Raw genomic sequence first — 26802 nt, 5'->3', positions numbered from 1 at the left:
GTGAAGCGCTTCGCAGCAAATGACAATCTGCCGCACTCTGGCACAGTTCTGCGACACTTCTCCATTTTTTACGTAAGAATTTCATGCCGATCCCCTTGCATAATCATTTTAGGTTATTTTTCTAATCCAATTGAAGCAATCAGACATAAAATGAAACAAATTCCCACTTGAGACAGGAATTGTCGCCAAATAACCACACTCACGAGTTTCCCGAGGAAACGCGCTTATCAGGCCGTTTTTGTTGGATTTTTTGACTGTTTCAGAGATTTTTGGCCGGGCGTGGCGTGAAATAATCGCTCTTTCAGACGCCCATGATTCGCCATTGCAGTGCAGCAATCAATCGAGACGAATTGTTACACCAAAATAAAAACGCCCCGTTTCGGACGGGGCGTTTTTGTTTCCATAAAAGAGCCGGAAGCAGCTATTACCCCGCTTCGCTGACCCGCGTGAGCGCCGTTCTCAGGCTTGCAAGCTGCACTTCCAGCTCCGCCTTGCGCTCGCGCTCGGCGGCGACCACTTCCGGATCGGCATTGGCCACGAATTTTTCGTTCGACAGCTTCTTGTCGATACGTTCCATTTCCGCATCCACCTTGCCGATCGCCTTTTCGAGACGGGCTTCCTCGGCGGCCAGATCGATGAGCTTGCCGAGCGGCAGGCAGACCGTGGCCTCACCGACGATGATCTGCGCGGAGCCCTTCGGCGCGACATCGGCGGCGCGGATTTCATCCGCCCGCGCCAGGCGCCGGATGGCGGCGGCGTGGCGGTCGAGCCGCGCTTCGGTGGAGGTATTGGCGCCGACAACCACCAGCGAAGCGGTGGCGCCCGGCGGCACATTCATCTCGGCGCGCGCGGAGCGAATGCCGGAGACGAGATCGATCAGCCAGTTGATTTCGGCCGCCGCGGCATCGTCGCGGAATTCCGGCACCGGCCAGTCGGTCAGGCAAAGCAGATTATCCCGCTCCTCGCCCTCGCCCGCCGTATGCGCCCACAGCTCTTCCGTCATGAAGGGCATGAAGGGATGCAGGAGCTTGTAGATCTCGTCCAGAACATAGGCCGCACAGGCCTGCGATTCCCTCTTGGCCTTTTCGTCTTCGCCGCTGAAGACGGGCTTCAGCAGTTCCAGATACCAGTCGCAGAACTGGTTCCAGACGAAACGGTAGAGAATGCCGGAGGCATCGTTGAAGCGGAAGTTCTCGAGCGCCGCCGTCACGTCGCGCGCCGTATTGGCAAGCTCGGTCAGGATCCAGCGGTTGATGGTCAGCGACGCGGTTTCGGCGAGGAAATGCGGATCGCGCTTCACGCCGTTCATCTCGGCAAAACGCGTCGCATTCCAGAGCTTGGTGCCGAAGTTGCGATAACCGGCGATACGCGCCGGGTCGAGCTTCACGTCACGGCCCTGCGCCGCCATGATGGCGAGCGTGAAACGCAGCGCATCCGCACCATATTCGTCGATCAGTTCCAGCGGATCGATGACGTTGCCCTTGGACTTCGACATCTTCTGGCCGTTCTTGTCACGAACCAACGCATGGATATAGACCGTGCTGAAAGGCTCGACCGGGTTGCCGGCATCGTCCTTCATGAAATGCAGGCCCATCTGCATCATCCGCACCACCCAGAACGGGATGATGTCGAAACCGGTCACCAGCACGTTGGTCGGATAATAGCGCGCCAGTTCCGGTGTCTGCTCGGGCCAGCCGAGCGTCGAGAACGGCCACAGCGCCGACGAGAACCAGGTGTCGAGCACATCTTCGTCGCGGATCAGGATTTCGCCCGGCTTGAAGTTCTCAAGCTTCTCCTCGACCCAGGCCTTCCACGGACCTTCATGGGCGATATAATGCTGGATGGCCGCCTGAAGCGCCTCTTCTTCGGTCTTCTCAACGAAGACCTGTCCGTCCGGACCATACCAAGCGGGGATCTGGTGACCCCACCACAATTGCCGCGAGATACACCAGGGCTGGATGTTCTCCATCCACTGGAAGTACGTGTTTTCCCAGTTCTTCGGCACGAAATTGGTGCGGCCTTCGCGAACCGAGGCAATCGCCGGCTGGGCCAGCGTCTTGTTGTCCACCCACCACTGGTCGGTCAGGCGCGGTTCGATCGGCACGCCGCCACGGTCGCCATGCGGCACGACATGCTTGTGCGGCTCGATCTTGTCGAGCAGGCCGGCTTCCTCGAAGATTTCGACGATAACCTTGCGGGCGAAGAAGCGATCCTGTCCTTCCAGACGATCCCATGCGCCATGCAGCGCCGCGGGATGGCTGAGACCCTCGAGGAAATCCTCGTTCTCCTTGATGGAGATCGTGCCGTCGATATTCATGATGTTGATGGCGCGCAGGCCGCAGCGCTTGCCGACTTCGAAATCGTTGAAGTCATGCGCAGGCGTGATCTTAACCGCGCCCGTGCCGGCCGTCGGATCGGCATAGTCATCGGCGACGATCGGAATCTTGCGGCCGACGATGGGCAGGATGACATGCTTGCCGATGATGCCCTTGTAACGTTCATCCTTCGGGTTCACCGCAACGCCGGTATCGCCGAGCATGGTTTCGGGCCGCGTCGTGGCGACGACGATATAGTCGCGCGTTTCGAACTCGGTGGGCTTGCCCTCCTCGTCGAAAGCGATCGGATATTGATAGGTGACACCCTTTTCCAGCAGATAACGGAAATGCCAAAGGTTGCCCTTCACCTCGATCTGTTCGACTTCCATGTCGGAAATCGCGGTCTGCAGCTTCGGGTCCCAGTTGACGAGGCGCTTGTCCTTGTAAATCAGGTTCTGCTTGTAAAGGGTGACGAAGACCTCGAGAACGGCCTCGGAAAGCCCCTCATCCATGGTGAAGCGCTCACGCGACCAGTCGCAGGAGGCGCCAAGACGTTTCAGCTGGTTGAAGATCAGACCGCCGGATTCGGCCTTCCATTCCCAGACCTTCTCCACGAAGGCCTCGCGGCCCATCTCGCGGCGGCCCGGAAGCTGCTGCTCCATCAGCTTGCGCTCGACGACCATCTGCGTGGCGATGCCGGCATGGTCCATGCCCGGCTGCCACAGCACGTCCTTGCCGCGCATGCGCTCAAAGCGGACCAGAATATCCTGCAGCGTGTTGTTGAGCGCGTGGCCCATATGCAGGGAGCCGGTCACATTCGGCGGCGGGATGACGATGGTGAAGGTTTCCGCGCCCGGCTTGGCGTTGGCGCCGGCACGAAAAGCGTTAGCCTCGTCCCAGGCTTTGGCGATCTTCGGTTCGACGGATGCGGAATCGTAGGTCTTTTCGAGCATTTCCTGACCTGAATTTTAGAGTTCTTGTGTGGATTTTTTTAAATAAGGATGGACGGGAGAGAGTCAACAGAAACCCGCCCGCGAGCCAACCATTGAGCGGACCCACGGGTGACTATGACCCCATAACACCTTCATCTTCAACAAAAAAGCCGCCCCGATGCCGGAGCGGCCCCTGTTTCGTCGCATCCCGCCGCAATCGCACATGCGGCCAAAGCGGAACTTAGCGGCGCGAACCGCGCGCCACGCGCTCGATTTCCTCGCGCACCAGACGCTCCACGAGCGTCGGCAGATTGTCCTCCAGCCAGTCCTGCAGCATCGGGCGCAGCATTTCGGCGGCCATATCTTCGATCGAGCGCCGCTCGACGCCGTCGAAAACCTCTGCAAGCTCGCTGAACGAACGGGCGATCTGTGCACCGGCAGCAGCAGAAAGAAGATTGAGCGACAGACCGCCCTCGACACCCGCCTCGTCTTTTGCCTGTGGCTCGGCCAGATCGAATGCCGGTTTGCCAACGGCAGGTTCCAGCACCGCTATGTCGAAACGCTCCGCTGTCAGCGGCGTTTCGAGGGCGCCGCGCAGCGAAAGCTGATCGAAGCGGTTTTCGGCCGAAGACGCGCTTTCGATGGCGGCAGCGGCGGCGCGATCCTCAGCGGCAAAAGATACCGGCTGCTCGTTCACGCTGGATGCCGGCTGCTCGCTCACGCTCGCGGCGGCCGCAGCCGCCATCAGCGGCCGAACATCCGTCGGGCGCTGCGGTGCGGCGCGTTCGGAAGACGATACGGACAAAGGCTGCGATACGGTCGGGGCAGCAGCCGACGGCACGGTCTCGGCCACGCCACGCTGGGCCTGCGCGGCGAAAGCCTGCGGCCCCATGGCGGCGTTACGGTCTGCGGCGGCACGCACACGGGCGGCAACATCTGCAAGCGACATGGTCTTTTCGGCAGAGCTTTCCTGCCGTTCAGCCATGGGTCCTTCAGAAATCGGCGAGAAATCCTGCGCAGGCCGTGCGCCAAAAGCCTGGTTTGCGGCGGGGGGAACGCGCGCCGGCGGGCTGATGGGCTCCGCCACGAAGGCCGCTTCGCTCGCAGCCTCGTCTTCATCGTCATAGACCGGCGGCAACTGCCCGGAAAACGCACCGGCAGGTCCGGTCTCGTTGCTTTCGATGATCCGGCGGATAGACGCCAGAATCTCTTCCATGGACGGTTCACGCGCTACGCTTGGCTGAGCCATATCAATCCCCGGTTTCCACTCTTCGAGCACCCTTGCCGCATCCCTCGGACACCGGATGAGCGCTCCTTGACCTGTTCAATTTTCACATCGCGTTTTCGACAACCGAAATCGATCGTCACACCGATGCTCTGAAACATGGCCGGCCAAGCGCCTGAGCATTTCGCCGTCCCTGTCGCAGGATCATGCGGGGCAGAAATACGCACACCCCGAATCACCCTTAGTTTAGGTCAGCATAGCGAGGAACTAAATCACTGATTCGACAAGTTTCGTGATGATGCACAGCTTTGTGAGAATGGCCCGAAAGGACGCGCCGCGCCGGCAAACCGAACATAAAAACGCCGGGGCGGAAACTCCACCCCGGCGTCAGAAAGAAGAGGATCGTTTGCCGATCAGAAAACGAATTCGGCCGCCTTGGCAAAACCCGGCAGCGGCTTGACCGAAGCATTGAAGAAAGTGGCAGCCGATGTGCTGTTGCCATCGCGGCGATAGACGGTGGCCTTCGCGGCGCCGCCATATCCGACGACGACAACCAGACGGCCGCCGTCGCGCAGCTGGTCGGTCAGTGCCGCCGGCACTTCCTCCACCGAGCCGTTGATGAAAACGAGGTCATAGGGTGCTTCGCCCGCATAGCCCTTTTCGAGATCGCCGGTCACGACGGCGACATTGTCATATCCAAGCGAAGCGAGCGTCTCGGTCGCCTGTGCGGCCAGCGCCTCATCGCTTTCAAGGGAAACCACCGAACCGGCAAGCTGCGAAAGGATGGCGGCCGCATAACCTGCGCCGCCGCCCACTTCCAGCACCACGTCCTCCTTCGACACGGCCGAAAGCTGCAGCAGCTTCGCCAGCGGCGAGGTCTTCATGACATAACGGGCCGGACGGCCATCGCGGGCGGGACAGATCTGCAGGTCCTCGTCCACATAGGCAATCTGCCGCACGCCCGCCGGCACGAATGCCTCGCGCGGCACGCTCAAAAACGCCTTCAGCACGGAATGCGACGTCACGTCGGTCGTGCGCAACTGGCTGTCGACCATATTGGCGCGTGCGGTTTCGAAATCCATCATATCGTATCGCCTCAATTTCACGGATGCCGGTCGGGAAGCCTCGGCTCCAAAAGCTCAAAACGGCAGGGGCTCACCCTCGCCTTTGGATAATCTCATAATTGCCAAGGCGCGCGCTTTCAAGCGCGCTAAGCCGGATGTGTGGGAAAAAGCGACAGGATATCACGCCCATGAAGGAGACTTTTTATCGTAACGATCTGTCTTCGTGCGCAGAAACTAAAAAACAAGCGCATTCGAAATTAGGGCCTTGCACCCTAAATGGATTCGTTCTAAATGCCCGCCATCGCTCAAGACGACGAGCGGTTGAGGCCTCGTGGCGGAGTGGTGACGCAGAGGACTGCAAATCCTTGTACCCCGGTTCAATTCCGGGCGAGGCCTCCATATCTTACATCACACCCAATTTCGGTATGAACTGAGCAGCGCCACACAGGCGCTTGAGTTCAACTCGCCTGTCATCATGCGAGCGACGCTGCCCCTTTTCGCATGATCAGATCCGCCCAAGCAGAACCAGGATCAGGACGATCACCAGAACCAGTCCGAGACCGCCTGACGGGCCATAGCCATAATTATGGTAACCCCAGCTTGGCAGTGCGCCGATCAGGAAAAGAATGAGCAGGATGACGAGGATGGTGCCGAGCATGTGTAACCCTCCACTATTGGCATGTGTCCTGCCTGTTTGAATGATGAAACGCGCAAAAAGTTCCCTTTCCTGTATAGCCGGCAGCATAATGGTAGAAAGGCATCCTCTTCCGTTTCAACGGGTTACACCGGAAATTCGGGAATGCGGCCTTGCCTGCTCCCGTCTCGGAAAATAATTCTCTGGCTAATTATATCGCCGCAAAAAGCCCTGAAGGCCTGCGGCGGGCCGGCCTTCACCGGGATCGATGAAAGCAGCGATTTATTCGAGGTAATTTCTCGGCCTATGTCTATCGGCAGTTGTCCGTCATATTAGCGCCAGTCCCCCGTACCCTGAAACTGGCGGGAGACGGAGAGATCTGGCATCACTGGCAGTGCGCCAGATCTCTCCCGCCCCTCCCCACGCTCCTCGAATTCTCCTTTGCAGGCACACGGATATTTTACCGACTGTGTTCTCGTTTCCCTTGCCTTGCCGGTTTCACTCCGGCTAGACCCCGGACCGGGAGGGAGAAACGAGAATCATATGTCCGGTTTTGCGAACCTCATCCCGCTTTTCATCTTCGGCCTCCTCGTCTACTTTTTCTTTCGCTGGGTCGCGCGCGACATTCAGAATCCGAAGAGCAAATAGTCGGGGAAATCGTCTCCGGCCCCCTGCCCGCCGGGAACCGCCGCGCCTCGACATCGTTTTCACGGACGCACTTCGGAGGACAGGATGAAAACGCTCGTATCGTCGGCCGCTATCGCGCTTACACTGGCGCTTGCCGGATGCACCACGGCCGGACCGGCCGCCTATGTCGGCCCCGCGCCCTATGTCGAACCCATCCCTGGCAGCATCATCTACAGGGGCCAGCCGCGCACCAAACTGACGAAATCGCCGATCGGCAGTACCTTCACCCATGAATTCCGCATCGACGCCAGCACGCGGGCGGTGGAAACCTACCGCATCGCGCCGGACCGCTCGCTGGAACTCATCGACCGCCGCATCATCCGCGAATGGCTGTTCGGGCGCGACGACTGACCGCACCGCAACCGCGCGAAACGGGCCGGGAACGGGATTGCGCATCCTGACCGCTTGGTTTAGAGCCGGGCGCAACAACCACTATGGATAGGCGATGAATACGCGCTGGCAAAAACCCGTCCTGATCGCGTTCGAAACGCCGGGCGACTATACGAGCATCGACACCACGCAGGCGGCCTCCTGGGCGCTGATCGAGGATTGGCCGATCGAAGACGGGGATGCGCTGGACAAGGCGCTGCTGATCTGCGCCGCCGTCGATGCCGGCAGGAAAAAGCCTGAGGATGCGCGCAAGGCCTTCATCGCAGCCGCAATCGAAGCCGGCCTCGATATCAAGGCCTGATGGCGGAGTGACTGCCGGCCGTCGACTAGAAATGCCGCCTGCGGCGTCAGCTTTTCAGAATAAGACGTTGGATGGATCGCAACAGATGGAAGCTTCCGGAAACATGAAAAAAGCCCTGTTCATTTTTCTCCTCTCCTGCCTGGCGATCGGCCTTCTCGGCCACCTCGTGGTGGCCTTCGTCGTCACCGGCTGAAGCGGAAAAATCCCCTCCGCCGGAAGACGGGACGAGTGGACATTAGAATTTCCTGAATTTCATTCTTTCGTTATGGAACCGCGATAAACTCTGGCCGTTCTCTTTTCATCCAACAGGAGGAGGATTGGAATGCGTGACGGATTGAACGGTTTTCTCGAAATCTCGATGCTCGGCTTCGTGGTCGCAAGCTGCCTTTTCATGGTCAACCTACCGATCTGACCCACGGCAAAAATTCTTCTTCGACAGGACCGGCGACGTGACGTTCCGGCATTAAAAAATGCGGCCTTGTGGGCCGCATTTTTTTTGGACAAATCATCCAATCAGGCCGAAAGCTTGGCAGCCAGTTTGGCGACATGCGCGCCCTGATAACGAGCGGCTTCCAGTTCGATTTCCGAAGGCTGGCGCGAGCCGTCGCCATCGGTGATGGTGGAGGCGCCATAGGGCGAGCCGCCCTTGATTTCATCGACGCCCATCTGGCCCTGGAAAGCATAGGGCAGACCGACGACCGCCATGCCATGGTGCAGGAAGGTGGGGATGAAACCGAGGATGGTCGATTCCTGGCCGCCATGCTGGGTGGCGGAAGAGGTGAAGGCCGAACCGACCTTGCCGACCAGCTTGCCGCTGAACCACAGGCCGCCGGTCTGGTCCCAGAAATTGCGCATCTGCGAGGCGACCGTGCCGAAACGCGTGCCGGCGCCGACGATGATGGCGTCGTAATCCGCCAGTTCGTCCACCGTCGCCACCGGGGCCGGCTGATCCAGCTTGAAATGGGAAGACTTTGCAACTTCTTCCGGAACGAGTTCGGGAACGCGCTTCACCACGGCTTCCGCGCCGGTGGACTTCACGCCCTCGGCAACGGCATAGGCCATTTTCTCGATATGGCCGTAAGAGGAGTAATAAAGTACCAGAACCTTCGTCATTCTCTTCGTTTCCTTTGCTGGAACTGTTTCCGGCGTACCGGCGACAAGCTTCTTTAAAAACTCAATGATCATCGGCTTTGACCTGTAAAAGCGTATGACAAAAAGGTAGCGGACGGATCGGTCTGCCGCCAGCCGGGGATTGGCATACGCACTGTTCACGATGAGTGAACGCTCGGAGCCATCGTCAACCAATCCCCCTTTTGCGTTTCTTCAAAACCGCTTTGCATTCGCGCTGGCGCGGCGTTAACGTCGGGTGAAACAGATGACGAGTGCAACCATGTCCAATCCCTCCTCTGCCCAATCCGTCGTGACCGCCGCCATGCTTGCCATTGGCGACGAACTGCTTTCGGGCCGCACCAAGGACAAGAATATCGGCCACCTCGCGGATGTCCTCACCATGTCCGGCATCGACCTGAAGGAAGTGCGCATCGTCGCCGACGAGGAGGAAGCGATCGTGGAAGCGCTGAACGCGCTGCGCGGCCGCTATGATTATGTCTTCACATCAGGCGGCATCGGCCCGACCCATGACGACATCACCGCGGATGCGGTCTCTGCGGCGTTCGGCCTGCCCTGCGAGCACGATGCCGAGGCGCTGCGCCTGCTGGGTGACATGTATCGCGTCCGCGAGATGGAGTTCACCGAGGCGCGCAAGCGCATGGCGCGCATGCCGAGAGGAGCCGCCCACATCGCAAATCCCGTTTCCGTCGCCCCCGGCTTCGTCATCGGCAATGTTTACGTCATGGCCGGCGTGCCGCAGGTGTTTCAGGCCATGCTGGACAATGTCATGCCGACGCTGCGCACCGGCGCAAAAGTCATGTCGCAGGCGGTGCGGTCGCCCTATGGCGAGGGCGATATCGGCACGCCGCTGACAGCCATCCAGAAAGCCCATCCCGAAACGAGCATCGGCTCGTATCCCAAATATGACGGGCAGCGCTTTTCGACGGAAATCGTGGTGCGCGCCCGCGACGCCGGCGTCCTGAAGGCGGCAGCAGACGCGGTTGCCGCCATGATCGAGACCATCGGCCATGAAAAAAGACTGGCAGCCAGCAAGGGCGATGCAACCGCCTAAGGCAGAAAAGGCTTGAGACAGAAGAGGCTTGAGACCGGGAAGCTTTGACCAAAATCAAGGTGGCGGCCTGTAAAGGCGGCCACTCTCCCCCTGAGCATTTCCAGGAAAAGCGGAACAGCTTTTCCGTCCGGACAATGCATAAAACAGAGACTTGGATCGTTCTGGCGATTCGAAGAAAAGCCAGAACGATCTGAAAACGACATGTCACCGAGGAGAGAGAAATGGGTTACAAGACGATATTGGCAGTGGTCGACAATGTTTCGAACACGCAAAAGCTCGGCGAATTCGTGGTAAGCCTTGCCGATCAGTTTTCCTCGCATGTGATCGGCCTGCATATGGAAACGCTGGCCGCCGTTCCCCTCGTCGCACCGATGGAAATTCCCGATCCCGCCACCGTGCAGGCGCTGCAGGATGTGGCGCATAAGGAAACCACCGACGTCGGAACCATCTTCGAGCGTACGCTGTCCGCCAACGGCATCTCGCATGAATGGCGCAGCTTCGTCACATCGGTGGGTTACGCCTCCGCATCCGCCATCGACAGCGCCCGTTGCGCCGATCTCATCGTCGCCCGCCAGAGCAACTCCTCCGCACTTTCCGACAGCCGTTCGGATATTGACGGTTTCCTTTATGAAAGCGGCCGCCCCGTTCTTCTCGTGCCGCATGTGCTGACCGTTGCGAAACCGATCAAGCGCGTCCTGATCGCCTGGAATGGCTCGCGCGAGGCGACCCGTGCCACCTTCGACGCCCTGCCCTTCCTCAAGGCGGCCGATAGCGTCGAGATTTTCTCCGTCGATCAGGCCGAGAGCGAAACGCAGTCTTCCGGCCTCGCCGGTGCGGAACTGGCCGCCACGCTCGCCCGCCACGGCGTCAACGTCACCGTGACCTCGCAGGAAAAGATCGCCGGCGTCTCGCCGCAGGCCGCCATCGAAAACCGGCTGTCCGATAACAGCATCGACCTTCTTGTCATGGGCGCTTACGGCCATTCCCGCTGGTGGGAACTGCTGTTCGGCGGTGTCACCCGCACCCTGCTCGATTCCATGACGGCGCTGACGCTGCTGTCGCGTTAAAATCGGTGGAAGTGGATTGAGCCACAAGACCGTGCGGAAAGCTTGCCTTTTTGCCGGTCTTGCGGCTATTAGCCAAAGCCATCGACAATTTTGACCAGATGGTAGACGACATGTCCCTTCCCGATAAAGCCTTTCCCGTCTCCTGGGACCAGTTCCACCGCGATGCCCGTGCGCTTGCCTGGCGTCTTGCCGGTCTCGACAAAGAGTTCCGCGCGATCGTCTGTATCACCCGCGGCGGCCTCGTGCCGGCGGCGATCATTTCCCGCGAACTGAATATCCGCCTGATCGACACGGTCTGCATCGCCACCCGCCATGATTACGTCAATCAGGGCGAAACGGTTCTGCTGAAGGGTGTCGCCCCGGAACTTTCAGCGGATGGCGGCGAAGGCGTGCTGGTGCTGGACGACCTGACCGATACCGGCAAGACGGCGCTCGAAGTGCGCGAAATGCTGCCCAAGGCGCATTTCGCCTGTGTTTACGCCAAGCCGAAGGGCGTGCCGACCATCGATACCTTCGTCACCGAAGTCAGCCAGGACACCTGGATTTATTTCCCCTGGGACATGGGCTTCACCTATCAGGAGCCGATTGCCAAGGGATCGCGCGGCTGACCAGCACCGCAGGGGGAAATCACGCTTTGAAACCGCCCCATCGGGGCGGTTTTTTGTCGGGAAACGCCTTTATGGCGACAGCTAAAAAACACGGAAAAACCGCAGTGTCGCCTTTATGCCTCACCCCGAAAATGCGGGGTTTTGCCTTTCCCTTGCGGAAACCAGCCTCGCGCAAGCTTCAAACTTTCCCGCCAAGTCACTGATTTTTCTAAGAGCTTTTCCTATCCCCGTTTTCCACAGGCACTCCACACAATATCTTGTGGTTAAAAATGGGTTTCAATCTATGGCTTGACGAATCTGTGCCGCGAGAGGAAAGTGACAATTATGTTGCGGCGGCAACGGACCGGAAAGTAACGAGGCCGGTTCCTCTCCATCTTCAGCGCGCATGTCCAAAGCGGCGTCCCGGCCATGAGGGGGCGGTTCGCCGCAGGCTTTTGCGCGCCTTTGGGAACCGCCAAAAACATGACGCGGGGACTGGCGGCAGGAAGCTGTTGATACTATATTTAGTATTCCATGACATGCTTGCAGCCGAATAAGCCACGAGATACAGGGATGACATCCAAGGATGAACATCCCTTTCAGATCGGCAACAACCGGCTGCGCGAAGGCATCGCACGGCTGGACCGGATTTTTGCGCCCTTTACCGGGCGCCCAATGGACGAGGACAGAAACCATGCGCATTGAACGCCGCTTCACGAAGCCCGGCCAATCGCCTTATGCGGAAATCGACTTCCGCAAGGCCGTCAGTGAAATCAAGAACCCGGATGGATCGATCGTGTTCCGTCTGGCGGATATCGACGTTCCCGCGCAGTTCAGCCAGGTTGCCACCGACGTTCTGGCGCAGAAATATTTCCGCAAGGCCGGCGTACCGAAGTTCCTTAAGAAGGTTGAGGAAAACGACGTTCCTTCCTTCCTGTGGCGCTCGGTGCCCGATGAAAAGGCGCTGAAGGATGTGCCCGAAGCCGAGCGTTTCGGCTCCGAGACCGATGCGCGTCAGGTTTTCGACCGTCTGGCCGGCACCTGGGCCTATTGGGGCTGGAAGGGCAAATATTTCTCGTCCGAAGAAGATGCGCTGGCCTTCCGCGATGAGCTTGCCTATATGCTCGCCACCCAGCGCGTTGCGCCGAATTCCCCGCAATGGTTCAACACGGGCCTGCACTGGGCCTATGGCATCGATGGCCCCGGCCAGGGCCACTTCTATGTCGATCCCTTCACGGCTAAGCTGACCAAGTCCAAGTCCGCTTACGAACATCCGCAGCCGCATGCCTGCTTCATCCAGTCCGTTGAGGACGACCTCGTCAATGAAGGCGGCATCATGGATCTGTGGGTGCGTGAAGCGCGCCTGTTCAAATACGGCTCCGGCACCGGCTCCAACTTCTCCTACCTGCGTGGCGAAGGCGAGAAGCTTTCGGGCGGCGGCAAGTCCTCCGGCCTGATGAGCTTCCTCAAGATCGGCGACCGCGCAGCCGGCGCCATCAAGTCCGGCGGCACCACCCGCCGTGCGGCGAAGATGGTCGTCGTTGATGCCGACCATCCTGACATCGAAGCCTATATCGACTGGAAGGTGAACGAAGAGCAGAAGGTTGCCGCGCTGGTTACCGGTTCCAAGATCGTCGCCAAGCACCTGAAGGCGATCATGAAAGCCTGCGTCAATTGCGAGGCTGACAATGGTGACTGCTTCGACCCGGCCAAGAACCCTGCCCTGAAGCGCGAAATCCGCGCTGCCAAGAAGGACATGGTGCCGGAAAACTACATCAAGCGCGTCATCCAGTTCGCCGAACAGGGTTACAAGGACATCCAGTTCAAGACCTACGACACGGATTGGGATTCGGAAGCCTACCTCACGGTTTCGGGCCAGAACTCCAACAACTCCGTCTCGCTGAAGGATGACTTCCTGCGCGCTGTCGAAAATGACGGCGACTGGAACCTCACCGCCCGCAAGGACGGCAAGGTCATGAAGACGCTGAAGGCCCGCGATCTCTGGGAAAAGATTTCCCATGCCGCCTGGGCATCTGCTGACCCGGGACTGCACTTCAACACCACCATGAACGACTGGCACACCTCGCCGGCCGAAGGCCCGATCCGCGCTTCCAACCCGTGCTCGGAATATATGTTCCTTGACGACACGGCCTGCAACCTTGCCTCGCTGAACCTCTTGCAGTTCAAGGATGCCAAGACGAAGCGCATAGATATCGCCGATTACGAACATGCCGTGCGCCTGTGGACCGTCGTGCTCGAAGTCTCCGTGATGATGGCGCAGTTCCCGTCGCGCCAGATCGCCGAGCGCTCTTATGAATACCGCACGCTCGGCCTCGGTTACGCCAATATCGGCGGCCTGCTGATGTCGTCTGGCATTCCCTATGACAGCGATGAGGGCCGCGCCATTGCCGGTGCGCTGACCGCCATCATGACCGGTGTTTCCTATGCCACTTCGGCTGAAATGGCCGGCGAGCTTGGCCCCTTCCCGAGCTTTGCACCGAACCGCGACAACATGTTGCGCGTCATCCGCAACCACCGCCGCGCCGCCCATGGCCTGTCGGATGGTTATGAGGGCCTGTCGGTCAACCCTGTGGCGCTCATCCATGCCGATTGCACCGATCCGGACCTCATCGCCCACGCAACAGCCGCCTGGGACAAGGCGCTGGCGCTTGGCGAACAGCACGGCTACCGCAACGCCCAGACCACCGTCATCGCGCCGACAGGCACGATTGGCCTCGTGATGGATTGCGACACGACCGGCATCGAGCCCGACTTCGCGCTGGTGAAGTTCAAGAAGCTTGCCGGCGGCGGCTACTTCAAGATCATCAACCGCGCGGTTCCCGATGCGCTGCGTTCGCTTGGGTATTCCGAAAGCCAGATCGCCGAAATCGAAGCCTATGCCGTCGGCCATGGCAATCTCAACCAGGCGCCGGCCATCAACCCCTCGACGCTGAAGGCCAAGGGCTTCACCGATGAGAAGATCGAAGCCGTCAACGCCGCGCTGAAAAGCGCCTTCGACATCAAGTTCGTCTTCAACCAGTGGACGCTCGGCGCCGACTTCCTCAAGGAAACGCTGAAGGTTTCCGACGAGCAGCTCTCTGACATGAGCTTCAACCTGCTCGAGCATCTCGGCTTCGGCAAGAAGGACATCGAAGCAGCAAACGTGCACGTCTGCGGCGCGATGACGCTGGAAGGCGCACCGTTCCTGAAGGACGAACACCTGCCCGTCTTCGATTGCGCAAACCCCTGCGGCAAGATCGGCAAGCGTTATCTCTCGGTCGAATCGCATATCCGCATGATGGCGGCGGCACAGCCCTTCATCTCGGGTGCGATCTCCAAGACGATCAACATGCCGAATGATGCGACGGTGGAAGATTGCGGCGCGGCCTACATGCTCTCCTGGAAGCTGGCGCTGAAGGCAAACGCCCTTTACCGCGATGGTTCCAAGCTTTCCCAGCCGCTCAACGCTTCGCTGGTGGAAGATGACGACGAAGAGGATTTCGTCGAGGAGCTGATCCAGCAGCCGCTCGCCCAGCAGGCCGTGACGATCACCGAAAAGATCGTCGAACGCGTCATCGAGCGTGTCTCGCGCGAGCGTGAAAAGCTGCCGAACCGCCGTCAGGGTTATACCCAGAAGGCAACCGTTGGCGGTCACAAGGTCTATCTGCGCACCGGCGAATTCGGTGACGGCCGCATCGGTGAAATCTTCATCGACATGCACAAGGAAGGTGCCGCCTTCCGTGCGATGATGAACAACTTCGCCATCGCCATCTCGCTCGGCCTGCAATATGGCGTGCCGCTGGAAGAATATGTGGAGGCCTTCACCTTCACCAAGTTCGAACCGGCAGGCATGGTGCAGGGCAACGACGCGATCAAGAACGCCACGTCGATCCTCGACTACGTGTTCCGCGAACTCGCCGTCTCCTATCTCGGCCGCCACGATCTGGCCCATGTCGATACGTCGGATTTCTCCAACACGGCACTCGGCAAGGGCATCCAGGAAGGCAAGACCAACCTCGTTTCCACCGGCTGGACCCGCGGTTACAAGCCGACGCTGGTTTCCAGCAATGGCGGCGAACGTTCGTCTTCCGAGCCGAAGGGCTCGGCAACGGCCACCCCTGCCCGTGGCTCCGCCAACGTCACCTCCTTTGCCGGCTCCGCCGCCCGCAAGCTGGAACCGACCGTCTCCGTCGCGACCTCCGAAATCGTCTCCTTCAAGCGGGACTATGAGGAGCGCGCCAGGGAACTGGCCGAAGAAATCGCCGAGGAAGTCATCGACGACGTCGCCCAGGAATCCCAGCAGACGGCAACCGCCCTCTTCTCCGACAAGGCCGCCGCCGACGCTGCATCGGCCAAGACGGAAGCCAAGAAGGTGGAAAACGAACGCCGCATGCGCTCGATTGCTCAAGGGTATACCGGCAACATGTGCTCGGAATGCCAGAACTTCACGATGGTGCGGAACGGCACTTGCGAGAAGTGCGATACTTGCGGTGCGACGAGCGGTTGCAGCTAAGCGTTAGCTTAGGCACCAAAAAATGATTAGTCTTGAGGGCTCTTTCAGATATGAAAGAGCCCTTATTGTTTTGATGTTTTATTTATTGAAACTACTGGAAACCCGTAGTTCAGAATGTTATATTTCGAATGGAATGCGCATAAGGCGTCAGCCAATCTAGCCAAACATGGCGTCAGTTTTGAAACCGCCCGCAGGGTTTTTGACGATCCATTTGCCGTGGATATCGAGGATCGTTCAGCGAATTACGGTGAAGTCCGACGGCGTATAGTGGGGTTGGGCAACGGATTGGTTCTGACCGTGATCTATACCGAACGAAGCGAAGTGATCCGCATCATCTCCGCACGAAAGGCGACACGCGCAGAGCGCAAGGAATATGACGACAATGGCTGGTAAAACCGATCAAACCGACTGGGTCCGTCTTCACGCCATGACCGACGAGGAAGCAGAGGCCAATGCGCTGGCCGACCCTGATAATCTACCGCTTTCCGCCGAACAGCTCGCCGCAGCGCCCAGAATGCCCCGCATCAAGATCATCCGCCGGGCTCTGAAGCTGACGCAGGAAGAGTTTTCCGTGCGTTATCATATTCCGCTCGGCACCTTGCGTGATTGGGAACAGGGTCGAAGCGAGCCGGATCAACCGGCCCGCGCCTATCTAAAGGTCATCGCCGTCGATCCGGAGGGAACGGCGGCCGCGCTTCGTAAAGGCGCGGCCTGACCCATCTCACCCCATAAAATCCACCAGCAACTTCACATTCAACCCCGCAATCACCACCGCAATCAGCCACGCAAACGCCGAAAGCCAGAGCGGTGAGCGCAACTCGCCCATCTTGGCCTTATCGGCGGTGAACATCACGAGTGGGAAGACCGCGAAGGAGAGTTGCAGGCTGAGCACCACCTGCGTCAGGATCAGCAGTTCCGCCGTGCCGCTATCGCCATAGAAGATGGTGACGCCGGCGGCGGGGACGATGGCGATGGCGCGGGTGATGAGGCGGCGCAGCCAGGGGGCGAGCCGCATCTTGAGGAAACCCTCCATTACGATCTGGCCGGCAAGCGTTGCCGTGACGGTGGAATTGATGCCGCAGCATAAAAGCGCCACGCCGAACAGCGTCGGCGCAATGGCAAGGCCGAGCAGCGGTGCCAGCAGATTATGGGCTTCGCCGAGTTCGGCAACGGTCGTTTGCCCCGCCTTATTGAAGGTCGCCGCCGCTAGAATGAGGATTGAGGCGTTGATGGTGAGCGCGAACATCAGCGCGATGGTGGAATCGAGCGTGGCGAATTTCAGCGCCTCGCGTTTTTCGGCAATGGTCTCGCCGATTTCGCGGGTCTGCACGATGCCCGAATGCAGATAGAGATTATGCGGCATGACGGTGGCGCCGAGAATGCCAAGCGCCAGATAGAGCATGTCCGGATTGGTGACGATCTCGGTCGTCGGCGCAAAACCAAGGATCACCTGCCCCCAGTCAGGGTCGGCGAGCGCCACCTGAATGGCGAAACACACGGCGATGACGCCAAGCAGCGTGATGACCAGCGCCTCCACCCAGCGGAAGCCGAGCTTTTGCAGATAAAGGATCAGGAACACATCGAGCGCGGTGATGAGAACGCCGAGTTCGAGCGGAATGCCGAAAATGAGGTTGAGGCCGATGGCCGTGCCGATCACCTCGGCGATATCGGTGGTGATGATGGCGATTTCGGCCAGCAGCCACAGCACCATCGCCACCGGTTTCGGATAGGCATCGCGACAGGCCTGGGCGAGATCGCGGCCGGAGGCGATCGCAAGACGGGCGCAGAGCGATTGCAGCACGATCGCCATGATGTTCGAGACCAGCGCGACGGTCAGCAGCGTGTAGCCGAATCTGGAGCCGCCGGCGAGCGACGTCGCCCAGTTTCCGGGATCCATGTAACCGACCGCAACGAGATAGCCGGGGCCGAAAAAGGCCATCGCCCGGCGAAACGTGCCGGCATTCGGTTTGACCCGGATCGAGCTGTGAACGTCGGACAACGAGAGATCGTCGCCGTTCCGTCGCCATCCAAAGACTGGCTTGTCCATTTTCTGCGCTTTCAAAGGGGAGATTGAATTGGTGCAATTGCAAATCATTCGCATAAGCAGCAACGGCTGGCAAGGGGAGTTTTGCGGCCGGATATCGGCGTTCGATGCCGCAGGCGCGTGCCGGTTCGGGCGCGAACCGACACACCATCACGCGCTTACGGCTGACCCTCCTCTCCTTCCCGCCGTGGGCCGGCTGGATTCCGTCTAAGGCTGGGATGATGGAGGTCGGGGGAAAAGGGCGGCGGAGAATGCGGAGACGCTGTTATCTCGAGGGCCTCACGGCCTTGTCATCGCCCTGCCCCGTCGATTTCGGAACGGCCGCACACCCGCCTGCGTTGACCTTTCAGGAAGCAACCTATTGCGGGAAAGTTCATGCGACAGGGCCACAAATTCAGCCTGGTGAACCATCCGAGCCGATGGCCGAAATATATCATGGCGCACAGAAAACCGCGCGACTGGCTGATGACGATCAGCGGCATCGTGCTGCTGTTCATCGTCGCCGCCGCGGTCGCCATGGGTTATCTCGTCACCAGCCATCCCGGCAAGCCGGAGCCCAACCCCGGCATCGTGGAGGAACAGGCAGCCGAGAACGGCGGATAGATTGCGGCGTATAACGCGCCGCTTATCAGCTCAGGCCCGCAAGGTGCCCGCTGAACTGCGCCTCGTGCAGGCGGCTGTAATGGCCCTTGGCGGCCAGCAGCTCGGCATGGGCGCCGGTTTCGGCAATGCCGGTCTGGTCCACCACCACGATGCGCGAGGCGTCGCGGATCGTCGCCAGCCGGTGGGCGATGACGAGCGTGGTGCGGCCTTTGGCAAGCTCCGTCAGCGATTGCTGGATGGCGCGTTCGGTTTCCGTGTCGAGCGCGGAGGTCGCCTCATCGAGAATGAGGATCGGCGGGTTCTTGAGGAACATGCGGGCAATGGCGAGACGCTGTTTCTGGCCGCCGGAAAGCTTGACGCCGCGCTCGCCAATGACGGTATCGAGCCCGAGCGGCATGGCTTCGATGACGCCATCGAGACGGGCGCGCCGCGCCGCATCCATGATGTCCGCATCCGAGGCGCCGAGCCGGCCATATTCGATATTCTCACGGATCGTGCCGCCGAACAGGAAGACATCCTGCTGCACGATGCCGATCTGGTTGCGCAGCGAAGCAAGCTTCATCTTGCGGACATCGATGCCGTCAATGGTGATCGCGCCGCTGGTGACGTCGTAAAAACGCGGCAAAAGCGAGCAGAGCGTCGTCTTGCCCGCCCCCGAAGGACCGACAAAGGCCACCGTCTCGCCGGCGCTGATCTTCAGGTCGATATTGGTAAGAACCGTCTTGCCCTCGGCATAACCGAAACCGACATGGCGATATTCAATATTGCCGCGCAGCAGCGGCGCTTCCACCGCATCCGGCGCATCGACGATATCGGGCGCGGTATCCAGAAGTTCGGTGAAACGGCGGAAACCGGCAATGCCCTTCGGATAGGTCTCGATGACCGAATTGATCTTTTCCACCGGCCGGAAAAACACGCCCACCAGCAGCAGGAAGCCGACGAAGCCGCCTTCGGTCAGGCTGCCCGTCAGCACGAACCAGGCGCCGCAGATCATCACGATCATCTGCGTCAGACGCATGCTCATATAGCTGAGCGAGGTGCTGGCCGCCATGATCTTGTAGGCATCGAGCTTGGTGCGGCGGTATTTCTGGTTGTCCTTCTCGAACAGCGCGCGCTCGTGGTCCTCATTGGCGAAGGCCTGCACCACCCGCATGCCGCCGACATTTTCCTCGATACGGGCATTGAAATCCCCGACCCGGCCATAAAGCGCGCGAAAATTCTGCGTCATGCGGCCGCCGTAACGGCTGGTGACCCAGGCGGTAACGGGCACGACGGCGGCGGTGATGAGCGCCAGCGGCACATTGACCGAAAGCATCAAGAGGAACGCACCGATGAAGGTCATGATGGCGATGAACAGGTCTTCGGGGCCGTGGTGGGCCACCTCGCCGATCTCTTCCAGATCCTTGGTCAGCCGCCCGACCAGATGGCCGGTCTTCTGGTTGTCGAAATAACGGAAGGAAAGCTTCTGCAGATGATCGAAGGCCAGACGCCGCATGTCGGTCTCGATATTGATGCCGAGCATATGTCCCCAATAGGTGACTGTCGCCATCAGCCCGGTATTCAGCACATAGATAAGCAGCAGCCCCACCGAGGCGGCAAGGATGATGGCCCATTCACCGCCCGGCAGCAGCACATCCACGAAGGCCTTCACCGCCATCGGAAAACCGAGTTCGAGCACGCCCGACAACACCGCGCAGGAAAAATCGAGAATGAACAGACCGCGATAGGGGCGATAATAGGCGAAGAAACGGCGGAGCATGGCATGACCTGGAGATCGGGCGCGGCAACCTTACGCCGCAAGAAAAACGGAGTTCAATTCTCATATTTCGATGCGCGCGCCAAGACCGATGTTCTATTTTTACCAAAATCGTTCAATAGGTTCAGCAATAAACACACAACGGTAATGTGATCCGATTATATTGCACTTATATGTATCGGTGTGACAGAGTGAATGCACCCTTCGGGGAGAATGCGAGAAAGAGCCTGCCGTGAGTAACATTGACAGCCGTAAGCCCAGTGGCGAACCGAGATGGCTTGGTCCCGCCAGCCCGACGCGGATCGCCCTGATCCCGCCCATCTCGGCTGCGCGCTGGCTTCTCGTTCTCGTCGCCCTTGCCGGCATTTATTTCTTCCACGGCTTTCTCGTCCCCGTTCTCGCCGCTCTCGTCATCGGTTTCGCCAGCTGGCCGGTTTATACCCGGCTTCTGCGGCAGGTGGGCGGCAACACCACGCTCGGCGCCACCATCGCCATCATCCTCATCCTCGCCTTCCTCGTCGTGCCGATCTTCATCGCCGCCTCCTATACGGCAAGCGAAATCCGCGAATGGTTCGGCTGGGCGGTGCATGTCAACAAGACGGGCGCGCCCGTGCCGGACTGGATCGCCGCCCTTCCCGCCGTCGGCCCCTGGCTCGGCGAACAATGGGTGAAATATATCGGCACGCCGGGCGCCATCGGCGAACTCATCCAGCTCGTCAGCGGCGCCAATATCGGCAATATCTACCGGGCGATCCTTGCCGCCGGCAACGGCGCGTTCCACCTGGTGCTGACCCTGCTGTTCATGCTGATCGCGCTGTTCTTCGTCTACCGCAACGGCGCGGGCTTCACCCGGCAGGTCGATCTGGTCGGCGAACGCATCCTGCCGACGCGGTGGGAACGCATTTCCCGCGTCGTGCCCGCCACCATCAGCTCCACCGTCACAGGCATGACGCTGATCGCAATCGGTGAAGGCATCATCCTCGGCATCGCCTACTGGATCGCCGGCGTGCCCTCGCCCGTCACGCTCGGCGTGCTCACCGGCGTCATGGCGCTCATTCCGGGCGGTGCGCCGCTCTCGTTTACGCTGGTATCGATCTATCTGGTCGCCAGTGGCTCGCCCGCCCACGGGCTGGCGCTGTTCGTCTGGGGTTCGGTGGAACTCTTCATCGTCGACAAGACCATCCGTCCGAAACTCGTCGGCGGGCCGATCAAACTGCCCTTCCTGCCCACCTTTTTCGGCCTCGTCGGCGGCGTGAAGACCATGGGCTTCCTCGGCCTCTTCATCGGCCCGGTGCTGATGGCGCTCCTTGTCGCGATCTGGCGCGAATGGGTGCGTGAGGTGGAAATCTCCGCCGCCGCCAGCGCCGAGGCTCCGCCCCCACCGCCCACGCAGGAAGACGCCATCGATGAGGTTGCCGCGCTCGAAGACAATAGCGAGGAAACGACCGCTTTTCGGAAAGCGGCGTTTTGATCGGTGAAGCCTGCAGGCAGACGCCTCGACGCTGGTGCCTATAGATAATCCTTAAACCGCGCATCCGTCATGCTCGGGCCTGTCCCGAGCATCTGCCACCAATTGATTCTACGATACGTGATTAGATCCTCGGCACAGGGCCGAGGATGACGTGCAGGATACGGCAAACTCGCGCCGTAGGCCTAAAGCACCTTCTCCATGAACAGGCTGAGCGGATCCGGCTTATAAGGCGCAAAGGCCTCGATCTCGACAAACCCCGCCTTGCGATAAAGACCGATCGCCTCCGGCTGGCTGATGCCGGTTTCGAGCCGGATGGCGGAAAGGCCAAGCTCGGCGCCGCGCGCAACAAGCGTATCCATGATCAGCTTGCCGATTCGCAATCCCCGCGCCTCGGGATCGACGAACATGCGCTTCACCTCCGCCGTGCCGTCACCCGCCTCCACCAGCGCGCCGCAGCCGACCACGCGGCCATCGTGCCGGGCCACAAAAAACGAGACATTGTCTTGCTCGAGCGCGCCGATATCGACCAGGTGATTGCTCTCGGCGGGATAAAGCGAGGCCATATAGGCGTTGGAAAGGTCGATGAGGCGCAGAACCGCATCCTGCCGGGGTGTTTCAAGCTTGATTTCGGTGGCCAATGCGATGCCTGCCTTCTCTATAAAAATGCGTATTTCGTCGTAATGTCACTGCAATCGGGATAGATGAGTTTCTAGAGCATAATTCCCGACAGAGGCAACAGACACCATGAAAACAGCCCTCGTTCTCATGACCTTCCTTGGCTGCGACGACAGCGCCACCGATTGCCATTACCTCGCGACCTCGCAGCAGCGCTGGACGAGCATCGAACTGTGCGACGCCGTGTCGGAAAAGGAGCTGGAGCGTTACGCCAACGCACCTTACCCAGTAGTAGTAGCCGTGTGCCAGACACCGGGCGAACAGCCCCCGCAGACGGCCGGCACGCAACCTCCCGCCACGGCACCGGCCACTGCACCGCAGGCAACGGCAGCGGTGACGCCGAAGGAAGAGGAAAGCCTCACCAAACAGGCAATCAGCCGCGTCAGCCGTATCCTGCCTTCCACCGAAGGCATAAAGCATCTTTTGGGAACGCCGGTGAGGATGGTTGAAAACAGCTATTCGTGGATCGCCAAGCGGTTCGATAAGTGATTGCTGGGAACCGATCTTCCCTCATTCCTGTGCTTGTCACAGGAATCCAGTCGACGCGCGTCCGCGCGGCGGAAGGAGTCTTTTCGGCCAAAGGACTTGGGCTGGCTGGATTCCTGTGACAAGCACAGGAATGAGGGTGAAAGGATACACCCACGGAAACCCGGACCTCACGCCGCCTCGACCGTCAGCGCTTCCGCATAATACCGCGCCTTCTGCCGCTCTTCGGCGATGGCGAGCTTGCGCACGGCATGCAGCAATTCGAACAGCGTTTCGGAACCGTTGACGTCACGGAAATGCGCCAGCAGTTCCGCCGAGACGGAGGCCGCCACATCAGAAAGCTGCGAGCGGGCGGCACGGCGCCACATCAGCGTCGCCTCGATGAAGACGTCGACAACATCGCCGAAAAGACCGACCGACTGGAACAGCGCCTTCAATGCATGCGGCCGCCCCGTCGCCAGAATGGCGCGCACCTTGCGGTCATCGAGACCGGAGAGATTGACCATGGCCGCCGTGAAGAATTCCAGCCGACCCGAACAGACGGCATGGATCAGAAGCGCCGGCGTCAGTTCCAGCCGCTGGCGCAGATGCTCCACCAACGCCGGCAGCTCCGGCGAGGAAACGCTGGCGGCGATAAGGATGGTGGCGGAATCTTCCGCCTCGCGGAAAAGACTGTCGGCGCGGTTGCGCGCGATCATCGCGTGAACCAGCGCGGAGCCCGCGAGAGCTTCGCTGATGCGGCCCATCAACAGGTGACGCGCATCCGCGGGCAGCGCCTCACGGCGAAGCAGGAGGTCGCGAATATCGGCGTCCGAGCCATGGCGCTCGGCGATACGCCTGAGCGAAAACGGCGTGATGAAAGCATCGTCGTTTTCGAGCAGGATGATGGTTTCCGGCAGGTCGCCGACTTCGGCAAGCGCTGCGCAGACACCGCGCGGCAGGCCAGGCCGTGCGGCGATGAGAGCGCGCGTCAGGCTTTCGCCCCGCCCGGCGAGATCGACCAGATCGGCCTCGCCGAGAACCGGTGAGCGGGCAATGACAGTGCAGGCAATTTCCGGCTGGTCTTCGGCGAGTGAAACGAGAATGGCGCGCGGAGCGTCATGGGCATCCGCCAGCGCTTCGGCAAGCGCCAGTCGCACACGCGGCGAAGGATCGTCGAGCAGATAGGTCATCGCCATATAGGCGGCATCGCGGTTCTCGCGCGCCATGTCGGACTGAAGATAGGCACGGCCGAGAGCATTGGCGGCCTTCGCCCGCTCGGTCGAGCCAGCCTTTTCAGACCAGCGAAGAAATGCCTGTACGATCACCTGAGCCTCGAAAACATTCGCAACAATGGATGGCGGCATCATCGCCGCCACCATGTATAAAACTCTAGGCGCAAATGGTTTACGTTTGGTTCACCATAAAAATTAACCGTAGCCGAAGAAGGACTATATTTATGGCGCAGTAGAGGGGCGCTGCAGCTGGAATACATCGCTGCCGCCATCGCAGTAATCCATATAGCCCATGCGCGCCACGGGTCGCGACAGCCCCATATCGATGCACCCGTCGCGAATGATCGTTTCATCGATATGGATCGCCATGACCTGTCCGATCACCATCCACGAATCCGCCGGCTGGCCGTCAACGTCCTTAAGCTGCTGTATCTGGGTCACGCGGCACTCCAGAACCGCCAGCGCCTCGCCCACGAAAGGCGCATCCACCACCCGCCCGTCGACAGCGGTGAGACCGGCAAGGGCGAACTCGTCGACATCATAACCGACGGGTGCAGAAGACGCATTCATCCGGTCCACCAGATGGCGGCTGACGAGATTGGCGGTGAAGACGCCGGTTTCCTCGACATTGCGCAGACTGTCCTTCCTGCCGCTGGAGGAGAACATCACAAGCTTTGGCCGGTCCGAAATCGCATTGAAGAAGGAATAGGGCGAGAGGTTGCGGGAACCGTCCCTGCCCTTCGAGCCGATCCAGCCGATCGGACGCGGTGCGACGATGGCCTTGAACGGATCGTGCGGCAGGCCATGCTGGTTGGTGTCCGTGGTGTAGAACATCAAACGTCCCCGACCCAGGTGACGACGTCGGCAAGCTCCGGCCGCGGCCGCTCCACCGGCGGGAATGTCGTCGAGCCGATATGAATGAACCCGGCAACCTTCTCTTCCGCGCCGACCTCGATTTCCGCGAGGAATGCGGAATCGAAAGCAAACCATTCCGTCAGCCAGTTCGCCGCAAAACCGCTGGCATTGGCAGCGAAGATGAGGTTGAGGCACACAGCACCGGCGGACATGACCTGTTCCCATTCCGGAATCTTGAAATGCGGCTTTGCGGTGCTGATGACGGCGATAACGACGGGCGCGCGGGTGAAACGCGTACGTTCCGCTTCCTGCTGCTGCAGGTCCAGTTCCGGGTTCTTTTCAAGCGCGATCCTCAGCGCCGTCTCACCGAGACGCACACGCTCCTCGCCGCGATAGACGACGAAACGCCAGGGGGCGAGCTTGCCATGGTCAGGCACGCGCACGGCAAGGCGCAGGATGTCCTCGATTTCCGCCTTCGAAGGTCCCGGCTCGGCAAGTTGCAGGGCCGGCGTGGAGCGGCGAACCTTGAGATAATCGAGGAGCTTGATATCATTTGTCATGATCAAAAATCTTCCATTCTGCTGTCATCGCAAAAACATGGGCCTTGAAATAGCCACGGCATTGGTTTTGAAGTGATCCGGGAAAATCAAGAAGTCAATCGGTATCGAAAATGTCGGCAATCAAAATCACGGCACGTCTGACCATTGCATGTGCCGTGCTTGGCCTTTTATCGCAAGCCGCTTTTTCGCAGGACGCCTTCAAAGACTTCAAGCAGCTCGGCGGCACTCCTAAAATGCCGAAGCTGAACGCTTTCACCGCCCCTTCCGCACCCAACGCCCCGGAAAGCACCGCCCGCGATATCAGCATGGAAGCCAAGCTGACCAGCGAAGGCGAAGCGGTGAAGGAAGGCCTGTCCTGGCGCGTCTTCAGCCCCATTCCCGGCGCGGACGGCAAGTTGCCGATGCTGGCAAGTTCGGAAGGCGGCTCGGCGGAATTCCATCTGGTGCCGGGCGAATATTTCGTCAACGTCGCCTTCGGCCGTGCGGGCGTCACCAAGAAACTCAATGTCCCGACTTCCGGCAATGTGCAGAAACAGGTGCTGATTCTCGATGCCGGCGGCTTCGTGCTGAATGCGGTTGCGGGTTCCGACAAGCAGATTTCCGGCAACCAGCTCAAATTTTCCGTCTATTCGTCAGACGCCCGCCCCGATGGCGAGCGCGGCCTCGTCATGGCCGATATCAAGCCCAACACCATCGTGCGGCTGAATGCCGGCACCTATCACGTGGTTTCCGAATATGGCAACGTCAACGCGGTGGTGCGCGCCGACATCCAGGTGGAAGCCGGCAAGCTGACGGAAGCGACGCTCCAGCATCAGGCGGCGCAGATCACCCTCAAGCTCGTCTCCGAAGAAGGCGGCGAGGCCATTGCCGATACGGCCTGGTCGGTGCTGAACGGCGGCGGCGACGTGGTGAACGAAAGCGTTAGCGCCTTTTCGACCATGGTGCTGGCGGAAGGCGAATATACCGCCATCGCCCGCAACAAGGACAAGGTCTACCAGCGCAACTTCAAAGTGACCTCCGGCCGGGATTCGGACGTGGAAGTGCTGATGAAGGATCAGGCTCCGGAAGATATGACCGGGGATTTCGAGTAGGCGTCACCTACATCTCATCCGTCATGCCGGACTTGATCCGGCATCCAGCGACGGCGCGCCTGCGCCGTGAAGAGAGTCTTTCGCGATCAAGGACTTGATCGCGCTGGACCCCGGATTCAGTCCGGGGTGACGGAGGCGAATGCGTCGCCT

The 26802-nt window shown here is 60.0% G+C and carries 24 protein-coding genes and 1 tRNA gene; 14 read left to right on the top strand and 11 right to left on the bottom strand.

The features are described from left to right. Positions 1 to 424: 424 nt before the first annotated feature. The 3 genes from L904_RS25240 to L904_RS25230 form a co-directional block, all read right to left on the bottom strand. A complete protein-coding gene (locus tag L904_RS25240) occupies positions 425 to 3268 on the bottom strand; it encodes a valine--tRNA ligase (protein ID WP_035263974.1) in 2844 nt (947 codons plus the stop codon). Positions 3269 to 3488: 220 nt separating this feature from the next. Beyond that, positions 3489 to 4496, bottom strand: a complete 1008-nt coding sequence (popZ, locus tag L904_RS25235) for a cell division protein PopZ (RefSeq protein WP_035263970.1) — start codon at positions 4494 to 4496, stop codon at positions 3489 to 3491. Positions 4497 to 4885: 389 nt separating this feature from the next. Further along, positions 4886 to 5557 (bottom strand): protein-L-isoaspartate O-methyltransferase, encoded by a 672-nt coding sequence (locus L904_RS25230; RefSeq protein WP_035263968.1) that lies wholly within the window; start codon positions 5555 to 5557, stop codon positions 4886 to 4888. A gap of 304 nt (positions 5558 to 5861) precedes the next feature. Here L904_RS25230 and L904_RS25225 point away from each other — a divergent pair. After that, a tRNA-Cys gene (locus tag L904_RS25225) sits at positions 5862 to 5935 on the top strand. Between the two features lie 106 nt (positions 5936 to 6041). On the opposite strand, the gene L904_RS27425 is transcribed toward L904_RS25225, so the two are convergent. Continuing rightward, complete coding sequence (locus L904_RS27425; protein ID WP_003495626.1) at positions 6042 to 6194, bottom strand: DUF3309 family protein; 153 nt, start codon at positions 6192 to 6194, stop codon at positions 6042 to 6044. 708 nt (positions 6195 to 6902) lie between these two features. Here L904_RS27425 and L904_RS25220 point away from each other — a divergent pair. Continuing rightward, entirely contained in the window at positions 6903 to 7208 is a 306-nt protein-coding gene (locus tag L904_RS25220; protein WP_003523369.1) for a hypothetical protein, read from the top strand. A 94-nt stretch (positions 7209 to 7302) separates the two neighbouring features. After that, the gene (locus L904_RS25215; protein ID WP_003523370.1) at positions 7303 to 7548 is read left to right on the top strand and encodes a DUF982 domain-containing protein; all 246 of its coding nucleotides are present in this window, start codon (positions 7303 to 7305) and stop codon (positions 7546 to 7548) included. Positions 7549 to 8061: 513 nt separating this feature from the next. On the opposite strand, the gene wrbA is transcribed toward L904_RS25215, so the two are convergent. Further along, positions 8062 to 8661: an NAD(P)H:quinone oxidoreductase type IV gene (gene wrbA, locus L904_RS25210; RefSeq protein WP_003509751.1), complete on the bottom strand. Its 600-nt coding sequence runs from the start codon at positions 8659 to 8661 to the stop codon at positions 8062 to 8064. A gap of 277 nt (positions 8662 to 8938) precedes the next feature. Here wrbA and L904_RS25205 point away from each other — a divergent pair, with 277 nt between their 5' ends. From L904_RS25205 to L904_RS25180, 7 genes are all read left to right on the top strand, one after another. Continuing rightward, positions 8939 to 9730, top strand: coding sequence for a competence/damage-inducible protein A (locus L904_RS25205; protein ID WP_003523372.1), 792 nt, complete (start codon positions 8939 to 8941; stop codon positions 9728 to 9730). 221 nt (positions 9731 to 9951) lie between these two features. Beyond that, positions 9952 to 10797, top strand: coding sequence for a universal stress protein (locus tag L904_RS25200; RefSeq protein ID WP_035263965.1), 846 nt, complete (start codon positions 9952 to 9954; stop codon positions 10795 to 10797). Between the two features lie 110 nt (positions 10798 to 10907). Beyond that, the gene (gene gpt / locus L904_RS25195) at positions 10908 to 11405 is read left to right on the top strand and encodes a xanthine phosphoribosyltransferase (protein ID WP_035263984.1); all 498 of its coding nucleotides are present in this window, start codon (positions 10908 to 10910) and stop codon (positions 11403 to 11405) included. 552 nt (positions 11406 to 11957) lie between these two features. Next, positions 11958 to 12089, top strand: coding sequence for a hypothetical protein (locus L904_RS28545; RefSeq protein WP_256364474.1), 132 nt, complete (start codon positions 11958 to 11960; stop codon positions 12087 to 12089). Further along, positions 12079 to 15897: a vitamin B12-dependent ribonucleotide reductase gene (locus tag L904_RS25190; protein WP_035263962.1), complete on the top strand. Its 3819-nt coding sequence runs from the start codon at positions 12079 to 12081 to the stop codon at positions 15895 to 15897. Before L904_RS28545 ends, L904_RS25190 begins: the two co-directional genes overlap by 11 nt. A 114-nt stretch (positions 15898 to 16011) precedes the next feature. Beyond that, positions 16012 to 16290 carry a BrnT family toxin gene (locus L904_RS25185; RefSeq protein WP_020808953.1) on the top strand — a complete coding sequence of 93 codons (279 nt, stop codon included), beginning with the start codon at positions 16012 to 16014 and terminating at the stop codon, positions 16288 to 16290. Then, entirely contained in the window at positions 16280 to 16612 is a 333-nt protein-coding gene (locus tag L904_RS25180) for a DNA-binding transcriptional regulator (RefSeq protein WP_020808952.1), read from the top strand. The genes L904_RS25185 and L904_RS25180 overlap by 11 nt, the downstream gene beginning before the upstream one ends. A gap of 6 nt (positions 16613 to 16618) precedes the next feature. Here L904_RS25180 and L904_RS25175 read toward each other — a convergent pair whose 3' ends face one another. Beyond that, on the bottom strand, positions 16619 to 17944 hold the full coding sequence (locus L904_RS25175) for an Nramp family divalent metal transporter (RefSeq protein WP_020808951.1): 1326 nt from the start codon (positions 17942 to 17944) through the stop codon (positions 16619 to 16621). Between the two features lie 372 nt (positions 17945 to 18316). Here L904_RS25175 and L904_RS25170 point away from each other — a divergent pair, with 372 nt between their 5' ends. After that, complete coding sequence (locus L904_RS25170; RefSeq protein WP_003523379.1) at positions 18317 to 18544, top strand: hypothetical protein; 228 nt, start codon at positions 18317 to 18319, stop codon at positions 18542 to 18544. Between the two features lie 25 nt (positions 18545 to 18569). Here the strand turns inward: L904_RS25170 and L904_RS25165 are convergent, their stop codons facing one another. Further along, positions 18570 to 20303, bottom strand: a complete 1734-nt coding sequence (locus L904_RS25165) for an ABC transporter ATP-binding protein (RefSeq protein WP_020808950.1) — start codon at positions 20301 to 20303, stop codon at positions 18570 to 18572. A 229-nt stretch (positions 20304 to 20532) separates the two neighbouring features. On the opposite strand from L904_RS25165, the gene L904_RS25160 reads away from it, so the two are divergent. After that, on the top strand, positions 20533 to 21771 hold the full coding sequence (locus L904_RS25160; RefSeq protein ID WP_020808949.1) for an AI-2E family transporter: 1239 nt from the start codon (positions 20533 to 20535) through the stop codon (positions 21769 to 21771). Between the two features lie 182 nt (positions 21772 to 21953). On the opposite strand, the gene L904_RS25155 is transcribed toward L904_RS25160, so the two are convergent. Beyond that, entirely contained in the window at positions 21954 to 22409 is a 456-nt protein-coding gene (locus tag L904_RS25155; protein ID WP_020808948.1) for a GNAT family N-acetyltransferase, read from the bottom strand. Positions 22410 to 22515: 106 nt separating this feature from the next. Between L904_RS25155 and L904_RS25150 the strand changes: the two genes are divergently transcribed. After that, positions 22516 to 22935 carry a hypothetical protein gene (locus L904_RS25150; protein WP_020808947.1) on the top strand — a complete coding sequence of 140 codons (420 nt, stop codon included), beginning with the start codon at positions 22516 to 22518 and terminating at the stop codon, positions 22933 to 22935. A gap of 167 nt (positions 22936 to 23102) precedes the next feature. Here L904_RS25150 and L904_RS25145 read toward each other — a convergent pair whose 3' ends face one another. The 3 genes from L904_RS25145 to L904_RS25135 form a co-directional block, all read right to left on the bottom strand. After that, complete coding sequence (locus L904_RS25145) at positions 23103 to 24293, bottom strand: DUF2336 domain-containing protein (protein WP_020808946.1); 1191 nt, start codon at positions 24291 to 24293, stop codon at positions 23103 to 23105. Positions 24294 to 24368: 75 nt separating this feature from the next. Then, a complete protein-coding gene (locus L904_RS25140; RefSeq protein ID WP_020808945.1) occupies positions 24369 to 24980 on the bottom strand; it encodes a flavin reductase family protein in 612 nt (203 codons plus the stop codon). After that, positions 24980 to 25561, bottom strand: coding sequence for a nitroreductase (locus tag L904_RS25135; protein ID WP_020808944.1), 582 nt, complete (start codon positions 25559 to 25561; stop codon positions 24980 to 24982). Before L904_RS25135 ends, L904_RS25140 begins: the two co-directional genes overlap by 1 nt. A 110-nt stretch (positions 25562 to 25671) precedes the next feature. Between L904_RS25135 and L904_RS25130 the strand changes: the two genes are divergently transcribed. Further along, a complete protein-coding gene (locus L904_RS25130) occupies positions 25672 to 26652 on the top strand; it encodes a hypothetical protein (protein WP_020808943.1) in 981 nt (326 codons plus the stop codon). Positions 26653 to 26802: the final 150 nt, after the last annotated feature.

Source organism: Agrobacterium sp. LY4 (assembly GCF_001526585.1).
Taxonomy (GTDB): domain Bacteria; phylum Pseudomonadota; class Alphaproteobacteria; order Rhizobiales; family Rhizobiaceae; genus Agrobacterium; species Agrobacterium leguminum.
This window is presented reverse-complemented; position numbering and strand designations above follow the sequence as displayed.